The organism is Hwanghaeella grinnelliae (assembly GCF_004005845.1).
Taxonomy (GTDB): domain Bacteria; phylum Pseudomonadota; class Alphaproteobacteria; order UBA8366; family Aestuariispiraceae; genus Hwanghaeella; species Hwanghaeella grinnelliae.
Map to the genome: position 1 here is coordinate 852236 of NZ_SADE01000001.1, position 21709 is coordinate 873944.

The following is a 21709-nucleotide window of genomic DNA, read 5'->3' on the forward strand; positions in this document are numbered from 1 at the left end:
TGTTGATCAGGTAAGATCAAAATCAACCGAATGCACTGTCAGGTCCGTGCCGTCGATCAGCACAACGCCGTAGGCAGGCGGGGCGGTGTCTGAGCCTTTCAGGGCTGGGTCCTCGAAATCCTGGTTGATCTGGTAGAACAGCGACCGCATGCCGAAGGCGGGGCGGCCGGCGACGGTGGCTGAGACGGTCATGTGGCAATGGCCGGAGAAAAGCGCCGCGACCTTGGCGCCGTGTTCGGCGATCACTGATCGCAGGGCGGGGCGGTCCTGCAGGCGCAACGCCTCGAAACCCGGCACGCCGGAATCGAAAGGCGGGTGATGCAGGAAGACGAGGCAAGGTTTGTCCGACGCCGTCAGCTGGTCGTTCAACCAGTCCAGGCGCCCGCCGTCCAGAATGCCGCCGCCATGTCCAGGCCAGTAGGTATCGAGCAGCAAAAACTGGAACGCGCCAGCGTCGAATACCTGCTGTACATAGCCGTCCGCGTCGACCGGGGCGTCGGGGAAGGCCCTCTTGAACGCTTCACGTTCATCGTGGTTCCCGATGATCATGTGGCAGGGCATGGGCAGTGGCGCCAATGCGTCCCTTAACACGGCGTATTCAGCATCGGCTCCCGTATCGGTCAGATCGCCCAGCAGGATGCAGTGGTCGGCATCCGCGTTTTTGTCCAAGACGTGGCGGACCGCGGCGCGCAAGCAATCCACCGGCGTGCGTCCGGGAACGTTCTTCTTTGAACCGATATGGATGTCGCTGAGGAGTACGATCTTCATGAGGCCTTCTCGTTCTTGTTGGCGGCGAGAGGTTACCTATCCCGTGCGAACAGCTCCAGTCCAGTGACTTGAATATGGCCAAGGATGCCCGCCAATGCCGATAGGCACCATGGTCAGACAGGAAATCAATCTTGAAGTGTAAATTAGGATGAGGGATAATAACACCATTCGCCTCCCGTTATCCCCCGGAATGGAGCGCGAAGTGTGTTGAGGAACTGAGGCATGGCAGAGGCTACTGGAAACGCACCGCTGATCGAGCGGATCAAGGCGCGGCTTGGCGCGCTCGGCCTTTCGGCGAACGCGGCGAGCGAAGCGGCGGGGCTTGAGCGCACCTATATCCGCAACATTCTCAACGGGCGGTCGCGCGGACCCAGGGGGGAGAACGCGGTGCGCCTCGCCAAGGTCCTCGACTGTTCCCTGGAATGGCTCTTAGGCGGTGAGGGGGAGGCGCTGGACACGCGCCCAGGCGCGGAGAACCCGGCCGACGATATCGTACTGGCCGATCACCGGGTGCCGGCGCGTTCGGAAATGCCGCGCGATTTGCCGGTATTGGGCGCCGCAGCCGGTGCGCGGTCTGAAACCGAAGGGGCGGTCGTCATGGGCGGCGGGCCTGTGGAGTTTCTCCGCCGGCCGTCGGTGTTGCAGGGCGTCAGCGATGCCTATGTCGTCTATATCGTAAATGACAGTATGGAGCCCGCCTTCCCGCATGGGGAAGCCGCCTGCGTCCACCCGCATCGCCCGGTCAAGCCCGGCGACAATGTGGTGATCCAAGTGCGCGACGAAACAGGTGACATCTATGCTTATGTCAAAGTGCTGGTCCGCCGCACCGATGCGGACGTCGTCTGCCGGCAGCATAACCCAGCGCGCGAAATATCCTTTCCCCGGTCCAGCGTGGTGTCCATTCACAAGATCCTCTCGGTTTCGGAGCTCATTGGATTTTGATTTCGAAGAATGAGGTACAAATCCCCCATTTTTGATTGACTGGGGGATTTTCTGTTTCTATTCTCTCTTTATGGTTGTGGGGCATGGGGGGTGAAACAGATGCGGGATGTCGATGCTTGGCCGGAGGGAGCCCTCCAGGACTATCGAAATAAGTGGATCGGAATCGGCCTTTCCACGGTCCCGGCGGATCGTGAAGCTGCTGAGCGCGGTATTGCGAGGGCTTATCGCGCGGCCGGCTTCAAACCGCCCAGGATCGTGTGGTGCGGTTCCCCTATGACCATGGCGCTGGTCCGTGCTTTTGTGTTGTCCCGCCCAAGCAAGGGGTGGACGGAACGACAGGCGGACAGGCTGTGGGCGGGTTTGCACGCCACGCTCGACGCCGAGGATTGGTCTGCCTTCCGGCAAAGTGTCGTGTCGTGCATCGCTGCTTGCGACGGGATCGATCCCGGCAGCGCTCTGAAAGATCCGGTAGCGGTATGGGGGCGGGACCATGCGCGCGCCGCCGTGCGAAAATCCGCCGATGCAAATCTGTGGGAAAGCGCGGGCACCAAATTGGCTGCGCCGGTAAGGCGGCGTGTCGCCGTGGGCGTCTGGGCCAATCTGGGGCGCGGTATTTGGGGCAGCGTGCAGGGTAGTGTGGCCGACAATGCCTGGGGCGGCTTCAGGTCTTCTGTGCGCGATGCCATCCGGCGAAGCGTTCCCGGCCAGCACGACGCAGGCTGGCTTTGCTTCTATGATTTCTTCGCGCGGGCCATGGGGCTCGATGTGGAAACCCTGGTATTGAGGAACCAAGCTCAAATCGCCTCCTCTGCCGGCTGGTGGCTGCCGCATGAACACCTCTGTTGGATTTCCGAGCGCCCTCGGTTTGTCGCTCAGGATGAAGACGGTGTTCTCCATAACGCGAGCGGCCCGGCAATTAACTTCCGCGACGGTTGGTTGCTCCACGCCTGGCGCGGCACGCTTGTACCCCAAGCCTGGATCGAAGGCCCGGCGACCCTCACAGCCAAGACGGCGCTGACACACCCCAATGTGGAACAGCGTCGCGCGGCTTGTGAGATCCTAGGCTGGGAGCCTGTGCTGGGCCGATTGGACGCCCGAGTGATCCAGGCCGACGAGGATCCGAGCATCGGGGAATTGGTTGAGGTGGAGATCCCTGAGATTGGGCAAGAGCGTTTCCTGCGCGTCACCTGCGGCACCGGCCGACGCTTTGCCTTGCCCGTCCCGCCGCATGTGACCACGGCCCTGGAAGCGAATGCTTGGACCTATGGCCTGGATGCCGACGCATACAAACCTGAAGTGAGGACCTGAAAATGCAGACGTTCAAGAGCCAAGCCGCCCAAGGCGATTTCCTGATAACGCGGGTAGCCGCTTTGCCGAAACGTGCTGAACCCGTGTATGAGAAAGACGGCGTTGCCATTCTCGCCCATAGCGAAACAGGCCATCACCACGTCATCGACGCCAAAGCCGCGACGCTCTACCGCCTGCCGGAAGCGATCTATGAAGCTTTCCTTGTCGTCGAAAAGGCCGCGGTCATCGAACACCGTCGCACCTGGGATACCCATGAAGCGCTAAAAGTCGACCCCGGCATCTACCGCATCAACCGCCAACGGGAATACGTGCCGGAAGGATACCGTCTAGCTTCGGACTAGGGTATGTTGTCTGTTCGTGAGCTTCTAGGTGATACAGGGGGGCCGGATGATAAAACTTATCTGCCAAATTAATACGTTTACGGTATCGGTAGCGTTTTTCCTTGTGTTGGCTTTTGCGATTTTCGTTCTGCTGTCGCCGTTCTTGTCTCAACATCTGCCCGCGGAATTTGTTGCTACGCCGGAAATCATCGGGATTTCAGTTGCGAGTATTATTTTCTTTACGGTGTTTGTTGGGGGCTTTGCAGCGATACTAAGATGTGTGCAACTTCTCGAAACCATCGAGAAACGGACGCGGTCGATGGGTTCGATTGGACAGCTTCTTGGCGGTGATGAAATTGAAGCCTTCAAGAATCGAGAAAGGTTGGGCGCACGATCAGAGCCGCAGTTAAAATCTCGGTAGATATATGTTGCTGGCTTCCAATTGTCTTCCCTGCCGCGCGCTATAAACACGCAAACCATCCCTCGTTGTCAGTACGGTTTGTGTTGGCGCCAGCCTCGACAATACCGTTGTCACCTGCGCCGAAAGAACCGCCAATTGAACATGTCCGTCGATGTCGAGAAGACCAGCGCGGTCAGCGTGAAGACAGCGGCGCTAAGTGCGGTGACGATCAGCAGCGGGTAGCCGACGAACCACAAGGCGCTGAACCAGAGCAGTAGACTATTGACGGCGAAATACACCCAATCCATCGCCCCGCCGCGACGCGCGCGCCACGCCAGGAAACCGACAACGGGAACATAAGCCAGGGCCAATTCACTCAAATCACGTCTCCCATTAGCACGTCACAGTCGAACTGACGCGGTTTGTTCCTATTGGTCGTCAGACAGTGCAATGCGGTGCCGTGCCATTCTTCATCCTGTTCTCACGCATTGGCAGATAAGTATGAAGCCTACCGCAGCGTAACAAGGTGCAATCAATCCGACGAGCCGATCAAAATTGTCGCAGGCCGCTCAAAAAAATCTATTCGACGGAACGCATCGGCGTTCCCGACCGCTGCCGTGTTTCCCATTCCGGGTCGATCCAGGTGGGGGCGTTGGAGGCGGGGAGCGGGTCTTTGCCGAGGATGATGTCGGCGGCCTTTTCGGCGACCATGATGGTCGGGCCGTTCAGGTTGCCGTTGGGGATCGTGGGGAAGACGGAACTATCCACCACGCGCAGGCTTTCGATTCCGCGCACCTTGCAGTCCTTGTCCAGTACGGCCATCGGGTCGCCGTTGCCGCCGATCTTGGCGGTACAGGAGGGGTGATAGGCGCTTTCCGTATTCTCGCGGATCCAGGCGTCGATATCTTCGTCTGACGTCACGTCGTAACCGGGTTGGATTTCCTCTTCCCGAAACTTGTCGAAGGCGGGTTGGGCGATGATTTCCCGGCTGAGGCGGATACAGGCGCGGAAGGCCTCCACGTCTGCTTCTTCCTTCATATAGTTGAACAGGATGGAGGGCTTGCCGGCCGCATCGCTGCCGTTGATCAGAACATGGCCGCGGCTCTTCGGTTTGTTCGGTCCCACATGAACCTGGAAGCCGTGGCCGTCGAAGGCGGCATTGCCGTCATAGCGCATGGCGGCGGGCAGGAAGTGGTATTGGATATCCGGCCATTTGATGCCCGGCTTTGAGCGGATGAAGGCGCAGCTTTCGAAGTGGTTGGTCGCGCCCAAGCCCTTCTTGGTCAAAATCCAACGCGCGCCGATCATGAATTTATGGAACCAGTCCAATTGCCCGTTCAGGGTAATGGGGTCCTTGCAGCGGTACTGGAAATAGACCTCCAGATGGTCCTGCAGGTTCTGCCCCACGCCTGGTAGGTCCTGCACGACCTCTATCCCCTTGTCCTTCAAATGCGCCGCCGGGCCGATACCGGACAATTGCAGCAGCATGGGCGAGCCGATGGAACCGGCCGACAGGATCACTTCTGCCCGCGCCGTCGCCTGTTTCACCGCGCCGCCTTGGCTGTACTCGACACCGGTCGCTTTCTTGCCATCCAGCAGCACGCGGCGGGTCAAGACGCCGGTTTCGACCGACAGGTTGGCGCGCGAGCGCGCCGGCTTCAAATAGGCATTCGCGGTCGACCAGCGCACGCCGTCCTTCACCGTCATGTGCATCGGGCCGAAGCCTTCCTGGTTGAAACCGTTATAGTCTTCGGTTTCCAAATAGCCGGCTTCCTTGCCCGCCTCGATAAAGGCCTTGTAGAGCGGGTTTTCCATGCGATTGCCGTTGCTGGTCGATAAGGGGCCGTCACCGCCGCGGTATTCGTCCTCACCCCCCTCGCGCCAGTTTTCAGCACGTTTGAAATAGGGCAGGCAATGGCGGTAGCCCCAGCCTTCCGCGCCATGGTCTTCCCATTCGTCGAAATCGCAGGCATGGCCGCGCACATAGACCATGCCGTTGATCGAGGAAGACCCGCCAAGCACCTTACCGCGCGGGCAGTGCATACGGCGGTTGTTCAAATAGGGCTCCGGTTCCGATTCATAGAACCAGTTGAATTTCGGCATGTTCATCGGGATCGACAGCGCGGTCGGCATCTGAATGAAGATCGATTTGTCCGACCCGCCCGCTTCCAGCAGCAGGACGGTCTTGGTGCCGTCCGCCGTCAATCGGTTCGCCAACACGCAACCGGCGCTGCCCGCGCCCACGATGATATAGTCGAATTCCGCCATGACCCTGCCCGATCCTCAATAATCCCAATAAATGCGCATATCCGGAATAGCGCGCATTCCGGTCCACATGCTCTAGAACGGCAGCATGGATGGCTCAATCCCCCGATGCTTGCCCAGGCGCGGCATGGTTTCGTGGCGAAGGCGGCGTCACGCAGCTTGACGAGGGTGGCGGGGCAGAGGAGTTTTTACCCGTTCTTTTCCTAAAGTGAGGGTGGATCATGGATATCGATGAATTCCGGAAACAGGCGCACCGCATGGTGGACTGGATGGCCGATTACATGGCCGGTATCGAATCCTATCCCGTGCGCGCGCAGGTAAAACCGGGGGAGATCGCGGCCAAGCTGCCGGATGGCCCCCCGGCGGAATCGGAATCGATGGACCTGATTTTCGAGGATTTCCAGCGCGATATCGTGCCCGGCGTCACCCATTGGCAGCATCCCAGCTTCTTCGCCTATTTCACCGCGAATTCCTCGCCGCCCTCGGTTCTGGCTGAAATGCTGACCGCGACCTTGGGCGCGCAATGCATGTTGTGGCAGACCTCCCCGGCGGCGACGGAAATGGAGACCAAGGTCCTCGACTGGCTGCGGCAGATGACCGGACTGGGCGAAGGGTTCCACGGCGTCATTCAGGACAGCGCGTCGAGCGCCATCCTCTGCGCCATCCTGACCGCGCGCGAACAGGCGACCGGCTGGCAGGGCAATAAGGCGGGCCTTAAAAATGTGCCGAAGCTGACCGCCTATACGTCGGGCGAAACCCATTCGGCGACGGAAAAGGGGATCAAGATTGCCGGTATGGGCTCGGATAATCTGCGCAAGTTGCCGGTGGATGAGAATTTCGCCGTCATCCCGGAAGAACTGGAACGGATGATTGTCGAGGACAAGAAGGCCGGCATGGTGCCCGCCATTGTCGTGGCGTCCATCGGTGCAACCGGTGTCGGCGCCATCGACCCCTTGCGCGCGATCGGCGAGATCTGCGCGAAGCACGGCGTTTTCCTGCATGTGGACGCCGCTTGGGCCGGCAGCGCTTGGATTCTGCCTGAAACGCGCTGGATGATGGACGGGATGGAATATGCCGACAGCGTCGTTTTCAATCCGCATAAATGGATGTTCACGAATTTCGACTGTTCGGCCCACTATGTCCGCGACCCGGATGCGTTGGTCCATACGCTGACCATCCTGCCGGAATTCCTGAAATCCAGGGAACAGGGGCAGGTGATCGACTACCGGGATTGGAGCGTGCCGCTGGGCCGCCGGTTCCGGGCCTTGAAGCTGTGGTTCGTGATCCGCTCCTACGGCGTCGAAGGGCTTCAGGAAATGATCCGCGCCCATATCGGCTATGCGGAAGAACTGGAAGGCTGGATCGAGGCGGCCGAGGATTTTGAATTGGTCGCACCCCGCGTGCTAGCCCTGACGACCTTCCGCTATCACCCCAAGGGTGTCGATGACGAGGCGGAACTCGACCGGTTCAACGAGGATTTGATCACCAAGCTGAACGACAGCGGCAAGCTCTACCTGACGCAGACGCGGGTACGCGGCAAATACGCCATCCGATTCAATATCGGCCAGACCTGGACCGAACGCCGCCACGTCGAAGCGGCGTGGCAGATCATTCAGGAAACGGCCGCCGGGCTGTAAGGCTCAGGCCGTGCCGAAATAGCCGCGCGTTTCCGCTTCGTCGATCAAGCTTTGGACAAGATCGTGCAAGGCCGGCGAACCGTCTGCGATGACCGTCATGCGCTTGCGGACCTGGTCGGCCTGCACGCCATGCTGCTGCCACATCATGCCTTCGGTCAGGAAATTGTGCAGAAACGGCTGGGTGCGGTCCATGGCGCGGGCGAATTGCGCATCGGCGCTTTCATGGGCTTCGAACTCGTCCCATAGGGTGCGGAACTCCTTCGCCTGCGCTTCCGGCAACAGGCCGAAGATCCGGTCGGCGGCGGCCTGTTCCTTTTCTTCCTGCGCTTCCGCGGCGGCGGACGTGTCATACAGGAAAGTGTCACCGGCATCGATTTCCACAATGTCGTGGATCAAAAGCATGCGAATGACGCGCAGCATGTCGACCTCGGAAGCCGCATAGTCCGCCAGCACGCAGGCCATCATGGCCAGATGCCAGCTGTGTTCCGCATCGTTTTCCTTCCGCGATCGGTCGAGCAGGGGGGTCTGCCGCAAAATGCCTTTCAACTTGTCGATCTCGGTGACGAAGCGCAGGCGGTCGGCCAGCGCCGCGCCGCCAAGATCGGTGATGGTTTTGTGGAAGTCGGAAGGGGCGTCCGCTTCGCTCATGGTTTCTCCTTATTGGGTATATGCGGGCCTTAATTTACCCGCGTTCGGGCCGGTCCGCCGTTCAGGATTTCCAGCACCAGTTTGACCACAGTTTCGCCGCTGCGGCGGGCCGAGTCTGACGTCGCGGCCCCAATATGCGGGGTGGCCAGGAAGTTCGGCAGGCTGAGCAGCGGATGCGTCGCGTCGGGTGGTTCCACTTCGAAAACATCCGTCGCGCCCGCATAGATATGGCGGGACTTCAGCGCGTCGTACCAGGCATCCTCCGCCACGATGCCGCCGCGGGCGGCGTTGATCACCAGCGCGCCCTCGGGCATCAGTGCCAGTTCCTTCGCGCCGATCATGTGGCGTGTTTCGTCATTCAACGGCACATGCAGACACAGTATATCGGTTTCAGACAGCAGGGCGTCCAAGCTCTGCGCGCGTTTGACGCCCAGCGTCTGGAACGGTTCGTCGGTGATATAGGGGTCATAGGCGGTGACCGGGCAGTTGAAACCGTGCAGGAAGATCGGCGCCGTGCGCTTGCCCACATTGCCCAGCCCGACGATTCCGACGCGCCGGCCGGTAATGTCGAATCCCCGCCAATTGAAGGTGTCGCCGGAATCGCCTTCCCGCATCGCCGCTTCGGCGGCCCGGGTGTTACGGGCGGCCGCGATTGTCATCATGGCGGTCAATTCCGCGACCGACTGGGCGTTGGTGCCGGGTGTGTTGATGACCGGGATGCCCTTCGCCGTCGCAGCCGGAATATCGATATGGTCGACGCCTATTCCATGTTTGGCGACGACCTTCAGCCGCTTCGACCGGGCGATCATATCGCCTTTGATGTAACTCGTGCGGGTGATAACCGCATGCGCGCGTTCCGGCCATTCGTCCATCGCCGGGTCGCCCTTGTCGATCACCGTGCAGGTTTCCGCCAAGGCTGCCTTTGCCTCGGGCGCAATAGAATCAATTAAAAATACTTCGAACTTCTCGCTGGCCATGAGCACGATTCCTGCCTGTATTTGTGGTTCTTAGTCTGGAATGGGGGGTGAAAGCCCCTCTCTTGTGATTAGGACACCCTATAAATGGTGTTTGCAAGCCCGCCTATCGTCCTTGGATCCACTCGTGTGGAGCCGGGCCATATTCCGCCCGAAAACATCGAAAATTGGCGGTTTTTCTTTCGAAATCGACGGACTCGAAATACAGTAGGGATTACAAAAATAAGTAGACGGTCTGTGATCGTTGCGGTGGGAAAGGCGACAATGCTATCCGAAGGCATGTATGCGGCTGCGGTTGCCGGAAATGCGGGGACTAAGGAATAAGGAACTCGTGCGGCGTCGCCATATCGGAAAGAATGCGAGTAAATCGGTGAACAAGAAAAGCAGTCCGAACAAAGGGTCGAGAACGGGCCGGGCAGGACGTTCTCAAGCAGCCAACAGCGAAACCCGCGCCGAGGCTCTGATTACTGTTGCCTTCGATCTGTTCGCCGAACGTAATTTCGCTTCGGTTACGATCAAGGATATCGCCAATGCGGCGGGCGTGAACACGGCACTGATCTATTATTATTACGACAATAAGGAAGGTCTTTTCCGCGCTACGCTGGAAAACGCGATTGGCGAAATTTTTGCGGCCTTTGAAACGCTGGAAACCAACGTGAATGATCCTCCGCTTGTCATTGATGAATGGCTTAGGATTCACCATGCACAGTTCTCCACCGTGCAAAAGTTCGTAAAGGTTTGCTTGGACTATAAGGGGGCCGCGGATTCCGACCCCGTGATCGATGCCGCTATCGTGTCCTTCTACGAGAAGGAACGGCGGCTACTGGCCGACGCGATCCGTGACGGTATCGAGATTGGTCTGTTTCGTAAGGTTGATCCGGTTGAGTTGGCCGATCAAATCTCGACCCATTTGGACGGCATCATGGTGCGGGCGGTTATTGTGTCCGGCTATGACCTGAAAGCCGGTATTTACGGCTTCTCCAAGATCGTTTGGGAAATCCTCGGATATACGCCCGAAGCGGCGTTTTCCGCCGCGGAATAGGTAAAAACGCGGTCTGTTCATCGGCACGGAAAATGCAATTCGAGGAATTAATTGACTGATTAATTAATATGCTCCATCGTTCAAAAAATGCCCGGAAATAGCGCTGTATAGCGTGTTCGTTCCGGCATTCTCGAAACTAGGTGGAGCTGTTGATGAGTGCTGAAACGAATGCTGCAAGCATGGGTTCAGGCGATGCCGCCTTTGCCGCCGAGGCCAAGGCCGCATTGATCGATAAGGGCGTGAAATACTGTTTGCCTTTCTATGTCGATGTAAACGGCGTACCCAAGACGAAGACCGTCCCGATCAACCATTTCGACCGTATGATGACGGGATCGGAATTGTTTACCGGCGCCGCGCTGGAAGGGCTCGGTCAAGGGCCGCAAGACGATGAGCTGGCCCTGCATCCGGATTCGTCGCATATCGTGCCTTTGCCATGGCGGCCGGAAGTTGCCCTGATTCCAGGAAACTTGAAATATCGGAACGATCCTTGGCCGATGTGTTCGCGAACCATCTTGAAGCAACAGATGGAGCGCGCAGAAAAACTGGGTCTTACTTTCAACTTGGGTATCGAGTGCGAGGTCTACGTCGTTCGGCGCGACGATGCGGCGGAAAACGGTATCGCCCCCAACAAGGTTGAAGATGACATGGCCCGTGCCGCCTATGATCTATCTTCGACTTTGCTGAATTTTGAGTTTCTGGACGAAGTCGTCAGTCACATGAATGCGATGGGCTGGGACGTCTACTCGTTCGACCATGAAGACGCCAACGGCCAGTTCGAATTCGATTTTGCCTATGACAATGCAATCACGACTGCGGACAGATTTGTCATCTGGCGCCTGATGATGAAAGAGATCGCCCGCAAGCATGGCTGGGAAGCGACAATGATGCCCAAGCCCTTTGCGGATCGGACGGGTAGCGGTGCTCATTTCAATATGTCTATCGCGGACCTGGAAACCGGGCGCAATGTATCGGGTGATGACGCGGACCCGCGCGGATGCGGTCTTTCGAAGCGCGCCTATCAGTTTATCGCCGGGGTGAAAAAACATGCGCCGGCCATTGTGGCGACCACCTGCCCCACGGTGAACTCGTACAAGCGTTTGATCAAGACGGGCTCGATGACCGGTTACACCTGGGCACCGATCTTCATCTCCTACGGTGGAAACAACAGAACGCACATGCTCCGTGTTCCGAAGCTTTCCGATACGCAAAAATCCACCGCGGGCGCGCGATGGGAATGCCGGGCGGTCGACACGTCGATGAACCCATATCTGGCGGCGGCGATGATGCTGGCCGCAGGGCTGGAAGGTATCGAGCAGGAGATGGATCCGGGCGATCCCATAGCAGTCAATATGTATGAGTTGGATAACGCGGAATTGGACCGCATGGGCGTCAAACTCTTGCCGCGGACATTGCTGGAGTCGATTGAGGCTTTTGAGCGTGACCCGCTGGGTCGTGAAGTGATGGGGGAAGACCTGTTCAAGTCCTATGTCGACATCAAGACGCAGGAATGGTGGGACTTCCACAACCATGTTTCGGCTTGGGAAGTCGATACCTACCTGACCAAATTCTGATGCCAGGCCCTTTATGTGCCGCGCCGGCAGGGCAACGACTGTTGCCGATTGCCGGCCGGTGCGGCTCAGTATTGAAGCGTCTGATCCACGACGTTCTCCAGCGGGTTTCCGTCCGCGATGTTGCCCAGATTGCGCATCAGCAGATCCAACGTGCGCGGCGTATAGGCTTCCGCGTCGTCCGAGGAACAGTGGGGCGTCATAATAAGATTGGGCGCGTTCCACAGACTGGAGGATTCCGGCAGAGGTTCGGGGTCGAACACGTCTAGAACCGCCGTGATCTCGCCACGCCGCAACTTCGCTTCCAATGCGTCGTAGTCGACCAGCGCGGCGCGGCTGTAATTTACCAATCCGGCACCTGGTTTGAACAAGTCTAGTTCAGCCTTACCCAACATATGATGGGAGGTTTCGGTGTGTGGGGCCGTCATCAGCACGACATCGGCGCGCGGGATCAAGTCGGCAAGGGCATCCGGCTTGTGCATTTCGTCCACATTCTCACGCGGTTCGCCGGTTCGGCGTATGCCGATGACATGCATCCCGAAGTTTTTGGCAAAGCCCGAAACAGAACCGCCGACATTACCGACGCCGATGATCAAAAGGGTCTTTCCTTCGATTGCGGTATTGAACAACTGTTCCCATCGAGCCTGACGCTGATTGGTCATCATTTCCGGGATTCGATTGTTGATCATCAAAATGGCCATCATCGCATATTCAGCCGCGCGACTGCCGTGGACGCCGCGGCTGTTGATCAGGTTGACGTCGGGTGGCAGCCAGTCGAAGGGCCGCAGATGGCTGACACCGGCACCGTGAACATGAACGAACCGCAAATTCGGCGCGCGTTGGGCCAATGCCTCCCTTGGGACGTCCCAACAGAAAAGGGCGTCGGCACGCTGAAGTCCTGCTTCCAGATCCGCCGGGCTGCCGCTGAAAGTCGCGTCCACCCGTGCCGCGATATCAGGATGCCGGTCCAGGGCTTCCTGCCATCTCTGCTCGCTCACTTCGAACACCGGGCCAAGGGCATCCGGGTTGTGGACGTGCACCTTGACTTTTTCATTCGGCGCCATGGGTTTTGCAGCGTCGGTCTGTGTTGGCATGATGGGACCTCGATACGTCAGTCAGTCTATGGGGTGTCTGCCCGGTACAGGCTTGCGACCGCTTCTATTTCGACCAGCATTTCCGGGTCCGAGAGTGGGGTTTGCACCGTGGTGCGAGCGGGCGGGTCGTTTGGGAACACGCGTGCGAATTCAGCATTCATCGCTTGGAAATCGCCCATATCCTTCAAGTACACATTGCACTTCAGAACATCGTCAAGCGTTGCACCGGCGGTTTCCAGCACCGCCATGACGTTTGACAGGGTCTGGCGTGTTTGGGCCACGATATCGCCTACCCCAACAAGGTTTCCGTCGGGTCCCCAGGAGACCTGCCCGGCGGTATACACAAGGCGGCCATCGGTTGCGCCGGGCGAATAGGGGAAGGTCGGACGGGGTTGAAAACTGAGGGACGGGGGGCGGATTACAGTGCGCGGCATTGTCTTCTCCAAAAAATGGGTGGCGGGCCGTTCATGCCGGCCCGCCAACCGTTCTAGTTTCTATCCGTTAGTCAGCGATCAGGTCTTTCCACGGCGCATCATATTTGTAGGCGATTTCTTTCAGAACGCCCGACGCCTTCAGTTTGCCAAGCGCGGTGTCGACGAACAGCTTCATCTGAATGTCGTTGCGGTTCATCGCCCATGCGATCTGGTTGACGTCGTAGACTTCGCCGCCCAATGCCGTTGTCAGGGTCGGCTGGGTTTCCAGCGCGTGGTTTGCAGCGCCCGCGCCGCTGATGGAAATCATCGCGCGTCCGGTGACGACTTCAAGCAGGGCGCCTTCTTCGGTTGGGACCACACGAAGCTGGGCTTCCGGTGCGACCTTCTTCACCCAATCCATCTGGCCGGTGCCCTGGGCGACGGCGATCATGGCGTCTGGGCTGTTCAGGTCTTCAACGGTCTTGAACTTGGTTTCGCCTTCCTTGACGACAGCCTTATAACCTTCGTTGTAAATCGGCACGCTGAAGATGACGGCGGTCGCGCGTTTGATGGTTGCGAAGGTACTGGCGATCGACAGGTCCACTTGTCCGGCCTGCAGCGCACCGATGAAGCTTTGCCAGGTGTATTCCTGGAATTCGCACTCAACCTCGATGTCGTTGCAAATATGTTGGATCGCATCGATGAAGACGCCCTTGTACTCGCCACTGCTGGGATCCTTGATGACGTCGTGATCATAAGGGACGACGCCGATACGGAAGGTTTTGCTTTCTACCACTTCCTCGATGTCACGGGCCGAAGCGGGTACCGCTACGGCAATTGCCATTGTTGCTGCCGCGGCTGCGGCGATCATACGCATGTGACTAAACATAGACGGTCTCCTAAACGTGGGTTTGAACTGCACAAGAATCCTCAGGGGTTTATCGGTTCGTCTCCGCCGATTTCGTGATCGATTAGGGAAAGGAAGGCGCGGGTGCGCGCTTCGCGCGGCGTCTCCAGGACTTGTTTCGGCGGCCCTTGTTCAGCGATGACGCCCCCGTCCATGAAGATGACGCGGTCGGCGACCTTCTTGGCGAAGTCCATTTCATGCGTGACGACAATCATGGTCATCCCTTCCTCGGCCAGCTTGCGCATAACGCCGAGTACCTCGTTGACGAGTTCAGGGTCGAGCGAGGATGTCGCTTCGTCGAAAAGCATCACGCGTGGCTGCATTGCGAGTGCTCTGGCGATGCCGACACGTTGCTGTTGGCCCCCGGACAGACGCGGTGGATACGTATCGGCTTTTTCCGCGACACCGACCTTGTGCAAATTTTCCATGGCGAGTTTTTTGGCTTCGCTCTTGCTCATCCCCTTAACGATCGTCAGGGGGGCCATGACATTTTCCAGCGCCGACATGTGTGGCCATAGATTGAAGTTCTGGAAAACCATGCCGATCTTGCCCTGGACCTTACGCAGGGCGGCGCCGCGGACCGGTACTTGCTTGCCGTTTTTCTCGAATTGGCCGAGCGCCTCACCTTCGACTTGAATGGTGCCGCGAAAGCCGGTTTCGAGAAATGCGATGCAGCGCAACAGAGTGCTTTTGCCGGATCCCGATGGTCCTATTACGCATAGGACTTCGCCGGGGGTGACGTTGAAGCTGACGCCCTTCAGAACGTCGAGATCCCCAAAGCTCAGCTCCAGATGCTGAATCGAAAGCGCCGGGGTCATCGTTTTGCCAACTTCAGTTCGACGCGGCGCGCGATAAACGCAACCGGATAGATGATGATGAAGTAGACGATTGCCAGTGCCGTATAGAGCTCCAGTGGGCGGAATGTGTTCATGATTGTGTTGTTCACCGAATGCATGAGTTCATAGACGCCGATCACCGAGGCCAGGGACGAGAGTTTCACGAGATCGGCGATCATGTTGACCAAGGGTGGCAGGACCCGGCGGAAGGCTTGCGGCAGGATGATGCGCAGCATTGTCTGGGCGTATGTGAAGCCCAGAATGCGGGCGGCGTCGGTCTGGCCCTTGTCGATCGACGCGATGCCGGACCGGATGATTTCCGCGAAATAGGCCGAGAAGTGCACGGCGAGGCTGATCGCTGCGGCCCAGAAGGCCGTGAAACTCGCCCCCGTCAGAACGGGAAGGCAGTAGAAGATCCAGAAGATTTGTACCAGCAACGGTGTGTTGCGCAGGAATTCCACATAGATCGACGCAAGGATCGCGAAAGGTTTTGGAGCGCTTTGCCGGGTTAATGCGACGATGAGGCCGATGAGGATGGCGAAAACAGCGCCAATTGCGCTTAGCGACAAGGCTGTTTCGGCGCCGTTTATGTATACGGCACGGTAATCCCAGACAATTCCAAAATTCCAGTTATACATCAGGCCGCCTTTGATTTGGTGTCGAGAACCCGGTCAAGGACCCAGTTGTCGAGTGCGTGAACAATTGGTTCTTGTATGCAGAACCGGCCTGGACCATTGAGGCTGGAGCGAAGGCCTGCCTGTTGCTCTTCGGAAATATCGTTGTCTTCTTTCAACGATTTTACCCAACGCTTGTTGTAGCGCGGCAGTATCTCGTTGAAGTCGTTGCGGGCGGCGGTTTCCTTGGGAAAACATACCCCATGGACAATCTCGCTACGGCCTGCGGTTTCGGGCAATGCCTGAAGCCACCACATGCAATCCTGGGTGCAAGCGAAGAAGGTGTTCGGATAAAGTACCGTGAAATACGTTCCTTCCGCCGGGCGCCCTTCCAGCGTGGAAATGAAAGGGAAGGGCGTTGTATCGCCGGGTAGGATGGCGATCGTATCCGCACAGGGCATGAAGATGGCGTCCCAATCGCCTATCGCGTCTTCGCGGAACGTTTTCTGGGTGCCTATGGATTTTCGGTGGACTGTCGCCGTGTGGTAATCCTCCATCGCATTTTCGATGTAGATCTTCCAGTTACAGGCTAGGTCGTAGGTGGTGCGTTGGACGCAGACGAGGTCCTCGTAGGAATAGGATGAAAAGACCGTCGGCAGGTTGCCCAACTGATCCTTCAATGGCGGCGGGTCGGTCGAAAAGTGTACGAAGAGGAAACCGGCCCAGGTATCGACGGAGAGAGGAACCAAAGGATAGTCGGCGAGGTCGAAGCCGATCGTGTCTTCCATTCCCGGCGCGCCGCGCAGGGTGCCATCCAGATCATATGTCCAACCGTGATAGGGGCAGGTTATCGCGCGTTTCTTGCCTGTGCCGCAGACCAGCCGCGCGCCTCTGTGGCGGCAACTGTTTGCGAAGGCCCGCAGTCCGCCCTCCTTGTCTCGAACAACGAAGATCGGTTCGCCGCAGATATTGATGCTGAGGTAGCTGCCAGGATCCGGAACCTCATCGGCTCGACCGGCGAAATTCCACATGCGTTGGAAGATTGTCGAAACTTCACCCTGAAGAAATTCTTCGGAAGTGTAGCACCAAGGTGGCAGGGTTTCCGCTTCCAGAAGCGGCTGGCGGACCCGTTCGTATAGTTTCGGGTCGAACAGATTGTTTTGTTCAGACATGCGGGTCCCCCTCGGATAGCCTCACTGTCCATACCGCACTGCACGATTTTTTGCGGCACTGCACAAAACCGTATCGGAACTATTAAATCGTGACAACATTAATTAATCGATCAATTAGTTTGTGAGTATGGATAAAGCAGGTGTTCTGGGGCGGGGGCGGCTGTTTCAAGAAGTTGTTTTGCACAGCGAAAGGATGCGTTCGCGGGCCGCGCATGTGTCATTCATCTCGACTGGATTGTCACATTTTATTTGTGGCGTTAAGGCCCACTTCGCCGAAGGTTCCCGTCGCGCAAGGATTAGAAAAAGGTTTGCAACCGAAGTGTCGTTTCGTACCCTCATTCGAAACGGAAGGTGCGGGTCCAACCGCCCGTGCCGTAAACCGAGGTGACCTGGAGTAACCGGGCGTCCATAAAAAAACGAATGTGAAACTGGCCGGGTGGCGGCCAAGTGATCAGGGAAGAGAAACACATGCTGAAAACGATTGTAGGGGCGGGAACCGCCCTGGCGTTGATGTTGGGTGTCGGCGTCATGAGTGCTGACAAAGCCCAGGCCAAGGTGGAAGGCGACACGATTGTGTTGGGATCCGCCATCTCCTTCACAGGGAAATATTCCACGAACGGTATCCACGCCAAGAACGGTTATGACTTGGCGGTCAAGAAGATCAACGAAGCCGGCGGCGTTAATATCGGGGATAAGAACTACAAGCTGGAAGTTCGGTATTACGACGATGAGTCGACCCCGGCGCGTACCGCACAGCTGCTTGAACGTTTGATCCAGCAGGACGGTATTCAATACATCCTCGGCCCATACAGCTCGGCGACCACTAAGGCTGCCGCGCCGGTGACCGAAAAGTATCAGGTGCCGATGGTCGAGGCCGAGGGCGCATCGCGCTCGCTCTTCTCGCAAGGGTACAAGTATCTCTTTGCGGTTCTGTCGACGTCGGAGCTCTATCTGGCAAGTGCCATCGATCTGGCGGCGGAAGTCGCCGAGAAGAACGGCAAGAAGCCGTCTGACGTCAAAATTGCCATGGCCTTTGAAAACGATCCGTTCTCGCTCGACGTCCGGGCCGGTGTCGTTGCCGATGCCGAGAAGTACGGCATGAAGATCGTCATCGACGACAAGCTGCCGCGCGATTTGAGCGATATGTCGGCGACCCTGACCAAGGCTAAAGCGTTGAAGCCCGATCTGCTGATCGTGTCCGGTCACTCGAAAGGGGCTGCTACGGCGGCGCGTCAGATCGGCGAAATGAACATCGAAATCCCGATGATCGCCATGACGCATTGCGAAGCGGCTAAGGTGCACGACAAGTTCCCGGCGGCATCCGAAGGGTTCCTGTGCTCCACGCAATGGGCCGAAACGCTGAGCTATAAGGACGGGTTGTTCGGTACGGCCGGGGAATTCGACAAGCTCTTCAAGGATACCTACGAAGGCTATACGACCGTTCCGTATCAGTCCGCTCAGGCAGCGGCAGCGGTCCAGGTTTGGGCCGACGCATTCGAGCGGGCCGGTTCCACCGATCCGCAGAAAGTGCGTGATGCGTTGTCCGCAACGGATATGCAGACCTTCTATGGCCCGATCAAGTTCTCCGAAGCAGGGAACAACATCGCCAAGCCGATGGTTCTGCGCCAGATCCAGAACGGCGCTTACAACGTGGTTGCTCCGTCCAAATGGGCGTCGCATCCGCTGGTGTGGCCGCGCGCGGTTCCGTCGAACTAAGGATTAAAGCCTGTTTGCGACCTCATCCGGGGATTTCCCGGATGGGGCCGCGCATTTTTCCCAATGCCGAACGCGCCACCGGGTGCGGCGGCTGGGGCTTACCCTTCCGCGGAGACTGCGATGTGGGACAATCTTAGTATCCTGACAACTCATGCGCCGGTTTTTAACATTCAGTTGTTGCTGGACGGCATTCTGATCGGCGCGGTGTTCGCGCTGGCCGCCTATGGCCTGGCCCTGGTCTGGGGCGTGATGAACGTCAAGAATTTGTGCCAAGGCGAATTTGTGATCATGGGCGGCTATTTCGCCTGGTTGATGGGCAAGGCCGGCCTGCACCCGATCTTGGCCTTACCATTCGCGATCGTGATCATGTTCGGGTTCGGCTGGGTTGTTTACCTGACGATTATCAAACGTGTCCTGACGAAGGATATGTTTACCTCTCTGTTGACGACATTCGGCCTCGCCATCGTCATTCAACAAGCGTTGAATCTTGCTTTCGGGCCCGAGGTTCAGGCCGTCCAATCCGATTTCCACACGCTGTCGCTGTTCGACGGTTTCGTCACTGTCGCGAATATTAAATTTGTGTCCTTCGTGCTGTGCGGCCTGCTGGCGGGCGCTGTTGTTATGTTCATGAAGCACAGTCGTATGGGCCAGGCGATCCGGGCAACCGCGCAGGATGCTCGGGCGGCTCGTGTCATGGGGATCGATACAGAGAATGTCTATGCCTTCACCTATTCGCTGAACGCGGCGATTTGCGGTGCGGCAGGCGTGCTGATTTCGATGATCTGGGTCATTCAGCCGTTCTACGGCATCACGCATTCGATCCGCTCCTTCGTCATCGTCACGGCGGCGGGGATCGGTAATCTGCCGGGCGTGATCATGGCGGCGCTGGGCATGGGCGTTGCTGAACAATATGTCGGCTTCGTCATGGGGGCCGAATTCCAACAGGCGTCGGTCGTCGTGATCCTGCTGCTGGTCCTGATCTGGCGCCAGATGCAGATGAGCAAACTGCGTCAGGTGGTTCAGTAACGAAGGCGTCGGCAGGGCAACGGTTTCCGGACCAAGCTTCTGCCGTGAAGTAACTGTTGATGCGTGTTCAGGGTAGCCGGCGACAAGACCGGCGCAACATACCGACACGATGAACTGGGTGAATTGTGGGGATCTAGGCACAGGGTCGCAAATGTCTTGGCGCGCACGGCGCGAAGGCATTTCCGGCAAGCCGGGTCCCCGACATATGGGGAGCGTAATGAACGCTGAACGTCGGAATTTGATTTCCCAAGGCCTGTTGCTGGCCTTCGGACTCATCGGGCCCTTCTTGTTCCCGCATTATATTCAACAGATCACTCTGTTGTGGATCATGGTGTTGTTTGCCCTGACTTGGGACGCCATGGGCGGGCAGATGGGGTATAACAGCCTGGGGAATATCTTCTTCTTCGGTGCGGGAATGTATATCTGCGCCGTCACCCAAATCATGGTCGCGGGATACGATGTGGGCGAATACACATCCGCCTTCGGCGCCATCCATGTGGATATTTCCGACGGTCAGTATTTCGCCGGTCTTTTCCTAGGGTTGGCGGTCGCGGCGGTCGGCTGCGTTTTCCTGGCCATCATTTTGGGGCGGATCTTCTTCGGATTGCGCGGGCCGTACTTCGCGATCGGGACACTGGGGATCGCACTGGCGGCCGGCGAATTGATCGGCGCCTGGGACTGGGTCGGCGGCGGTAGCGGCATCTCGCTCCCGCTCTACCCGGCAGAAGCGGACTTTTTCCCCGGTTCGGGTGATGACGAGTCGATGTTCTTTTACACGCTCGCGCTGATCGCGGCGGTTGCGACTTTTCTCTTCTATCAATGGCTATACAGCACCCGCTTCGGGCTTGCGGTGAACGCCATCCGTGATGATGAGGAAAAGGCAGAGGGCATGGGAATCCACACCCTGCGCTATAAGACAGTTGCCTGGGCCAGTTCCGCCTTCTTCATGGCGATTGCCGGTGGCATTCACGGTAACATCATTCACTTCATCGAGCCGCTGGAAGTTGCCTTCCCGACGGTGACATTCGGCATCTTCATGGTGGCGATGGCATTGCTGGGTGGGAAAGGAACCCTTTGGGGACCGGTTATCGGCGCCATCCTGTTCCATGTCATCAAGGAGGTCACCTGGACACACCTGCTGGGCTGGCAGTGGATCGCGCTCGGCATGATCATCATCGTGAATGTCGTGTTCTTCCAGCAAGGTATTCTGGGCTGGATGAAGGAAAGATGGCCGGAAGCCTTTGGCGTCACGGTAGAGGGCGCTCCCGCCCAAGGCTCCGAAACCGGCGGAGGGTCGAACTGATGAGCGGCAAGAAGCTTATTGAGGTCAATGGCGTCTCCAAATCCTATGGCGGCGTGGTTGCCAACAGCAATATCTCGCTGGACGTGGAAGACGGAAAGATTACAGGTCTGATCGGCCCAAACGGGTCCGGCAAGACGACGCTGTTCAACTCCATCGTCGGGTATCACCCGATTGATGAAGGGTCGATCAAGTTCGAAGGCGAGGAAATCTCGAAACTGCGTGTTCAGCAAATCGCGCGGCGGGGCTTGCTCAGAACATTCCAGCAGACTCGCATCTACGGAAAGATGAACTGCGTCGACAACATGTTGATCTCCATTCCGCATCGGAAACATGGCTTTTTCGACATGTTCGGCACCAATGGTAAGGCGGACCGCGATAAGGCGGAACACCTTCTGGAATTCGTCGGCCTGTACAGCAAGCGGTACCTGCCCAGTGGGGATCTGTCCTTCGGGCAGCAGAAGCTTCTGGAATTCGCCATGGCGCTGATGAACGAACCGAAGGTGCTGTTGCTCGACGAGCCGACGGCCGGGATCAATCCAACGCTGATCAATGGTCTTATCGACCGATTGAAACGCGCCAATACCGATTTCGGCATCACGCTTCTGGTGATCGAACACAACATGCGGGTCATCATGAATATGGCAGACAAGGTCTACTGTCTGGCGCACGGGGAAATGCTGTCATCCGGCAGTCCGGACGTTGTGCAGAACGACCAACGTGTGATCGACGCCTATCTTGGCGCGCATTGATCCGGGA

At 57.9% G+C, this 21709-nt stretch carries 22 protein-coding genes; 11 read left to right on the top strand and 11 right to left on the bottom strand.

Annotation, left to right across the window (positions count from 1 at the left end; translation table 11 throughout):
* Positions 1-6 precede the first annotated feature (6 nt).
* Positions 7-768 (bottom strand): metallophosphoesterase, encoded by a 762-nt coding sequence (locus EOI86_RS03820; protein ID WP_127763794.1) that lies wholly within the window; start codon positions 766-768, stop codon positions 7-9.
* Positions 769-990: 222 nt separating this feature from the next.
* Here EOI86_RS03820 and EOI86_RS03825 point away from each other — a divergent pair, with 222 nt between their 5' ends.
* The 4 genes from EOI86_RS03825 to EOI86_RS03840 all read left to right on the top strand — a co-directional run bounded on the left by EOI86_RS03825 (position 991) and on the right by EOI86_RS03840 (position 3759).
* On the top strand, positions 991-1710 hold the full coding sequence (locus tag EOI86_RS03825; protein ID WP_127763795.1) for a helix-turn-helix domain-containing protein: 720 nt from the start codon (positions 991-993) through the stop codon (positions 1708-1710).
* Between the two features lie 99 nt (positions 1711-1809).
* Positions 1810-3018, top strand: coding sequence for a DUF6745 domain-containing protein (locus EOI86_RS03830; protein ID WP_127763796.1), 1209 nt, complete (start codon positions 1810-1812; stop codon positions 3016-3018).
* A 2-nt stretch (positions 3019-3020) separates the two neighbouring features.
* The gene (locus EOI86_RS03835; RefSeq protein WP_127763797.1) at positions 3021-3359 is read left to right on the top strand and encodes a hypothetical protein; all 339 of its coding nucleotides are present in this window, start codon (positions 3021-3023) and stop codon (positions 3357-3359) included.
* Between the two features lie 46 nt (positions 3360-3405).
* Positions 3406-3759, top strand: coding sequence for a hypothetical protein (locus EOI86_RS03840; protein WP_127763798.1), 354 nt, complete (start codon positions 3406-3408; stop codon positions 3757-3759).
* A 110-nt stretch (positions 3760-3869) separates the two neighbouring features.
* Here EOI86_RS03840 and EOI86_RS03845 read toward each other — a convergent pair whose 3' ends face one another.
* Together EOI86_RS03845 and betA are read right to left on the bottom strand one after the other, a co-directional pair.
* Entirely contained in the window at positions 3870-4118 is a 249-nt protein-coding gene (locus tag EOI86_RS03845) for a hypothetical protein (protein ID WP_127763799.1), read from the bottom strand.
* A gap of 199 nt (positions 4119-4317) precedes the next feature.
* Positions 4318-6006 carry a choline dehydrogenase gene (gene betA, locus EOI86_RS03850; RefSeq protein ID WP_127763800.1) on the bottom strand — a complete coding sequence of 563 codons (1689 nt, stop codon included), beginning with the start codon at positions 6004-6006 and terminating at the stop codon, positions 4318-4320.
* A 218-nt stretch (positions 6007-6224) separates the two neighbouring features.
* On the opposite strand from betA, the gene EOI86_RS03855 reads away from it, so the two are divergent.
* Positions 6225-7640: a pyridoxal phosphate-dependent decarboxylase family protein gene (locus tag EOI86_RS03855; protein WP_127763801.1), complete on the top strand. Its 1416-nt coding sequence runs from the start codon at positions 6225-6227 to the stop codon at positions 7638-7640.
* A gap of 3 nt (positions 7641-7643) precedes the next feature.
* Here EOI86_RS03855 and EOI86_RS03860 read toward each other — a convergent pair whose 3' ends face one another.
* A complete protein-coding gene (locus tag EOI86_RS03860; RefSeq protein WP_127763802.1) occupies positions 7644-8288 on the bottom strand; it encodes an HD domain-containing protein in 645 nt (214 codons plus the stop codon).
* A gap of 29 nt (positions 8289-8317) precedes the next feature.
* Positions 8318-9265, bottom strand: coding sequence for a hydroxyacid dehydrogenase (locus EOI86_RS03865; RefSeq protein ID WP_127763803.1), 948 nt, complete (start codon positions 9263-9265; stop codon positions 8318-8320).
* 367 nt (positions 9266-9632) lie between these two features.
* Between EOI86_RS03865 and EOI86_RS03870 the strand changes: the two genes are divergently transcribed.
* Both EOI86_RS03870 and glnT read left to right on the top strand, forming a co-directional pair.
* Positions 9633-10304, top strand: a complete 672-nt coding sequence (locus EOI86_RS03870; RefSeq protein ID WP_161973680.1) for a TetR/AcrR family transcriptional regulator — start codon at positions 9633-9635, stop codon at positions 10302-10304.
* 152 nt (positions 10305-10456) lie between these two features.
* Positions 10457-11875, top strand: coding sequence for a type III glutamate--ammonia ligase (gene glnT, locus EOI86_RS03875; protein WP_205032050.1), 1419 nt, complete (start codon positions 10457-10459; stop codon positions 11873-11875).
* Between the two features lie 65 nt (positions 11876-11940).
* Here the strand turns inward: glnT and EOI86_RS03880 are convergent, their stop codons facing one another.
* The 6 genes from EOI86_RS03880 to EOI86_RS03905 all read right to left on the bottom strand — a co-directional run bounded on the left by EOI86_RS03880 (position 11941) and on the right by EOI86_RS03905 (position 16908).
* Entirely contained in the window at positions 11941-12966 is a 1026-nt protein-coding gene (locus EOI86_RS03880; RefSeq protein WP_127763805.1) for a D-2-hydroxyacid dehydrogenase, read from the bottom strand.
* Positions 12967-12992: 26 nt separating this feature from the next.
* Complete coding sequence (locus EOI86_RS03885) at positions 12993-13400, bottom strand: RidA family protein (protein ID WP_127763806.1); 408 nt, start codon at positions 13398-13400, stop codon at positions 12993-12995.
* A gap of 67 nt (positions 13401-13467) precedes the next feature.
* Positions 13468-14268: a substrate-binding periplasmic protein gene (locus EOI86_RS03890; protein ID WP_127763807.1), complete on the bottom strand. Its 801-nt coding sequence runs from the start codon at positions 14266-14268 to the stop codon at positions 13468-13470.
* Positions 14269-14309: 41 nt separating this feature from the next.
* The gene (locus tag EOI86_RS03895) at positions 14310-15104 is read right to left on the bottom strand and encodes an amino acid ABC transporter ATP-binding protein (protein WP_127763808.1); all 795 of its coding nucleotides are present in this window, start codon (positions 15102-15104) and stop codon (positions 14310-14312) included.
* Positions 15101-15760, bottom strand: a complete 660-nt coding sequence (locus EOI86_RS03900) for an amino acid ABC transporter permease (RefSeq protein ID WP_127763809.1) — start codon at positions 15758-15760, stop codon at positions 15101-15103. Before EOI86_RS03900 ends, EOI86_RS03895 begins: the two co-directional genes overlap by 4 nt.
* A complete protein-coding gene (locus tag EOI86_RS03905; RefSeq protein ID WP_127763810.1) occupies positions 15760-16908 on the bottom strand; it encodes an aromatic ring-hydroxylating oxygenase subunit alpha in 1149 nt (382 codons plus the stop codon). The genes EOI86_RS03900 and EOI86_RS03905 overlap by 1 nt, the downstream gene beginning before the upstream one ends.
* Positions 16909-17376: 468 nt before the next feature.
* On the opposite strand from EOI86_RS03905, the gene EOI86_RS03910 reads away from it, so the two are divergent.
* The 4 genes from EOI86_RS03910 to EOI86_RS03925 all read left to right on the top strand — a co-directional run bounded on the left by EOI86_RS03910 (position 17377) and on the right by EOI86_RS03925 (position 21702).
* Positions 17377-18624 carry an amino acid ABC transporter substrate-binding protein gene (locus EOI86_RS03910; RefSeq protein WP_127763811.1) on the top strand — a complete coding sequence of 416 codons (1248 nt, stop codon included), beginning with the start codon at positions 17377-17379 and terminating at the stop codon, positions 18622-18624.
* A gap of 120 nt (positions 18625-18744) precedes the next feature.
* Complete coding sequence (locus EOI86_RS03915) at positions 18745-19650, top strand: branched-chain amino acid ABC transporter permease (protein ID WP_127763812.1); 906 nt, start codon at positions 18745-18747, stop codon at positions 19648-19650.
* A 217-nt stretch (positions 19651-19867) separates the two neighbouring features.
* Positions 19868-20953 carry a branched-chain amino acid ABC transporter permease gene (locus tag EOI86_RS03920; protein WP_127763813.1) on the top strand — a complete coding sequence of 362 codons (1086 nt, stop codon included), beginning with the start codon at positions 19868-19870 and terminating at the stop codon, positions 20951-20953.
* Entirely contained in the window at positions 20953-21702 is a 750-nt protein-coding gene (locus EOI86_RS03925; RefSeq protein WP_127763814.1) for an ABC transporter ATP-binding protein, read from the top strand. Before EOI86_RS03920 ends, EOI86_RS03925 begins: the two co-directional genes overlap by 1 nt.
* Positions 21703-21709: the final 7 nt, after the last annotated feature.

Coding starts and splice junctions, on each gene's coding strand:
- EOI86_RS03895 (WP_127763808.1), bottom strand. CDS start 15,104: ATGACCCCGGCGCTTTCGATTCAGCATCTGGAGCTGAGCTTTGGGGAT.
- EOI86_RS03910 (WP_127763811.1), top strand. CDS start 17,377: ATGCTGAAAACGATTGTAGGGGCGGGAACCGCCCTGGCGTTGATGTTG.
- EOI86_RS03830 (WP_127763796.1), top strand. CDS start 1,810: ATGCGGGATGTCGATGCTTGGCCGGAGGGAGCCCTCCAGGACTATCGA.
- EOI86_RS03880 (WP_127763805.1), bottom strand. CDS start 12,966: ATGCCAACACAGACCGACGCTGCAAAACCCATGGCGCCGAATGAAAAA.
- EOI86_RS03855 (WP_127763801.1), top strand. CDS start 6,225: ATGGATATCGATGAATTCCGGAAACAGGCGCACCGCATGGTGGACTGG.
- EOI86_RS03905 (WP_127763810.1), bottom strand. CDS start 16,908: ATGTCTGAACAAAACAATCTGTTCGACCCGAAACTATACGAACGGGTC.
- EOI86_RS03920 (WP_127763813.1), top strand. CDS start 19,868: ATGAACGCTGAACGTCGGAATTTGATTTCCCAAGGCCTGTTGCTGGCC.
- EOI86_RS03900 (WP_127763809.1), bottom strand. CDS start 15,760: ATGTATAACTGGAATTTTGGAATTGTCTGGGATTACCGTGCCGTATAC.
- EOI86_RS03835 (WP_127763797.1), top strand. CDS start 3,021: ATGCAGACGTTCAAGAGCCAAGCCGCCCAAGGCGATTTCCTGATAACG.
- EOI86_RS03825 (WP_127763795.1), top strand. CDS start 991: ATGGCAGAGGCTACTGGAAACGCACCGCTGATCGAGCGGATCAAGGCG.
- EOI86_RS03890 (WP_127763807.1), bottom strand. CDS start 14,268: ATGTTTAGTCACATGCGTATGATCGCCGCAGCCGCGGCAGCAACAATG.
- EOI86_RS03840 (WP_127763798.1), top strand. CDS start 3,406: ATGATAAAACTTATCTGCCAAATTAATACGTTTACGGTATCGGTAGCG.
- EOI86_RS03925 (WP_127763814.1), top strand. CDS start 20,953: ATGAGCGGCAAGAAGCTTATTGAGGTCAATGGCGTCTCCAAATCCTAT.
- EOI86_RS03860 (WP_127763802.1), bottom strand. CDS start 8,288: ATGAGCGAAGCGGACGCCCCTTCCGACTTCCACAAAACCATCACCGAT.
- EOI86_RS03820 (WP_127763794.1), bottom strand. CDS start 768: ATGAAGATCGTACTCCTCAGCGACATCCATATCGGTTCAAAGAAGAAC.
- EOI86_RS03865 (WP_127763803.1), bottom strand. CDS start 9,265: ATGGCCAGCGAGAAGTTCGAAGTATTTTTAATTGATTCTATTGCGCCC.
- glnT (WP_205032050.1), top strand. CDS start 10,457: ATGAGTGCTGAAACGAATGCTGCAAGCATGGGTTCAGGCGATGCCGCC.
- EOI86_RS03915 (WP_127763812.1), top strand. CDS start 18,745: ATGTGGGACAATCTTAGTATCCTGACAACTCATGCGCCGGTTTTTAAC.
- EOI86_RS03885 (WP_127763806.1), bottom strand. CDS start 13,400: ATGCCGCGCACTGTAATCCGCCCCCCGTCCCTCAGTTTTCAACCCCGT.
- betA (WP_127763800.1), bottom strand. CDS start 6,006: ATGGCGGAATTCGACTATATCATCGTGGGCGCGGGCAGCGCCGGTTGC.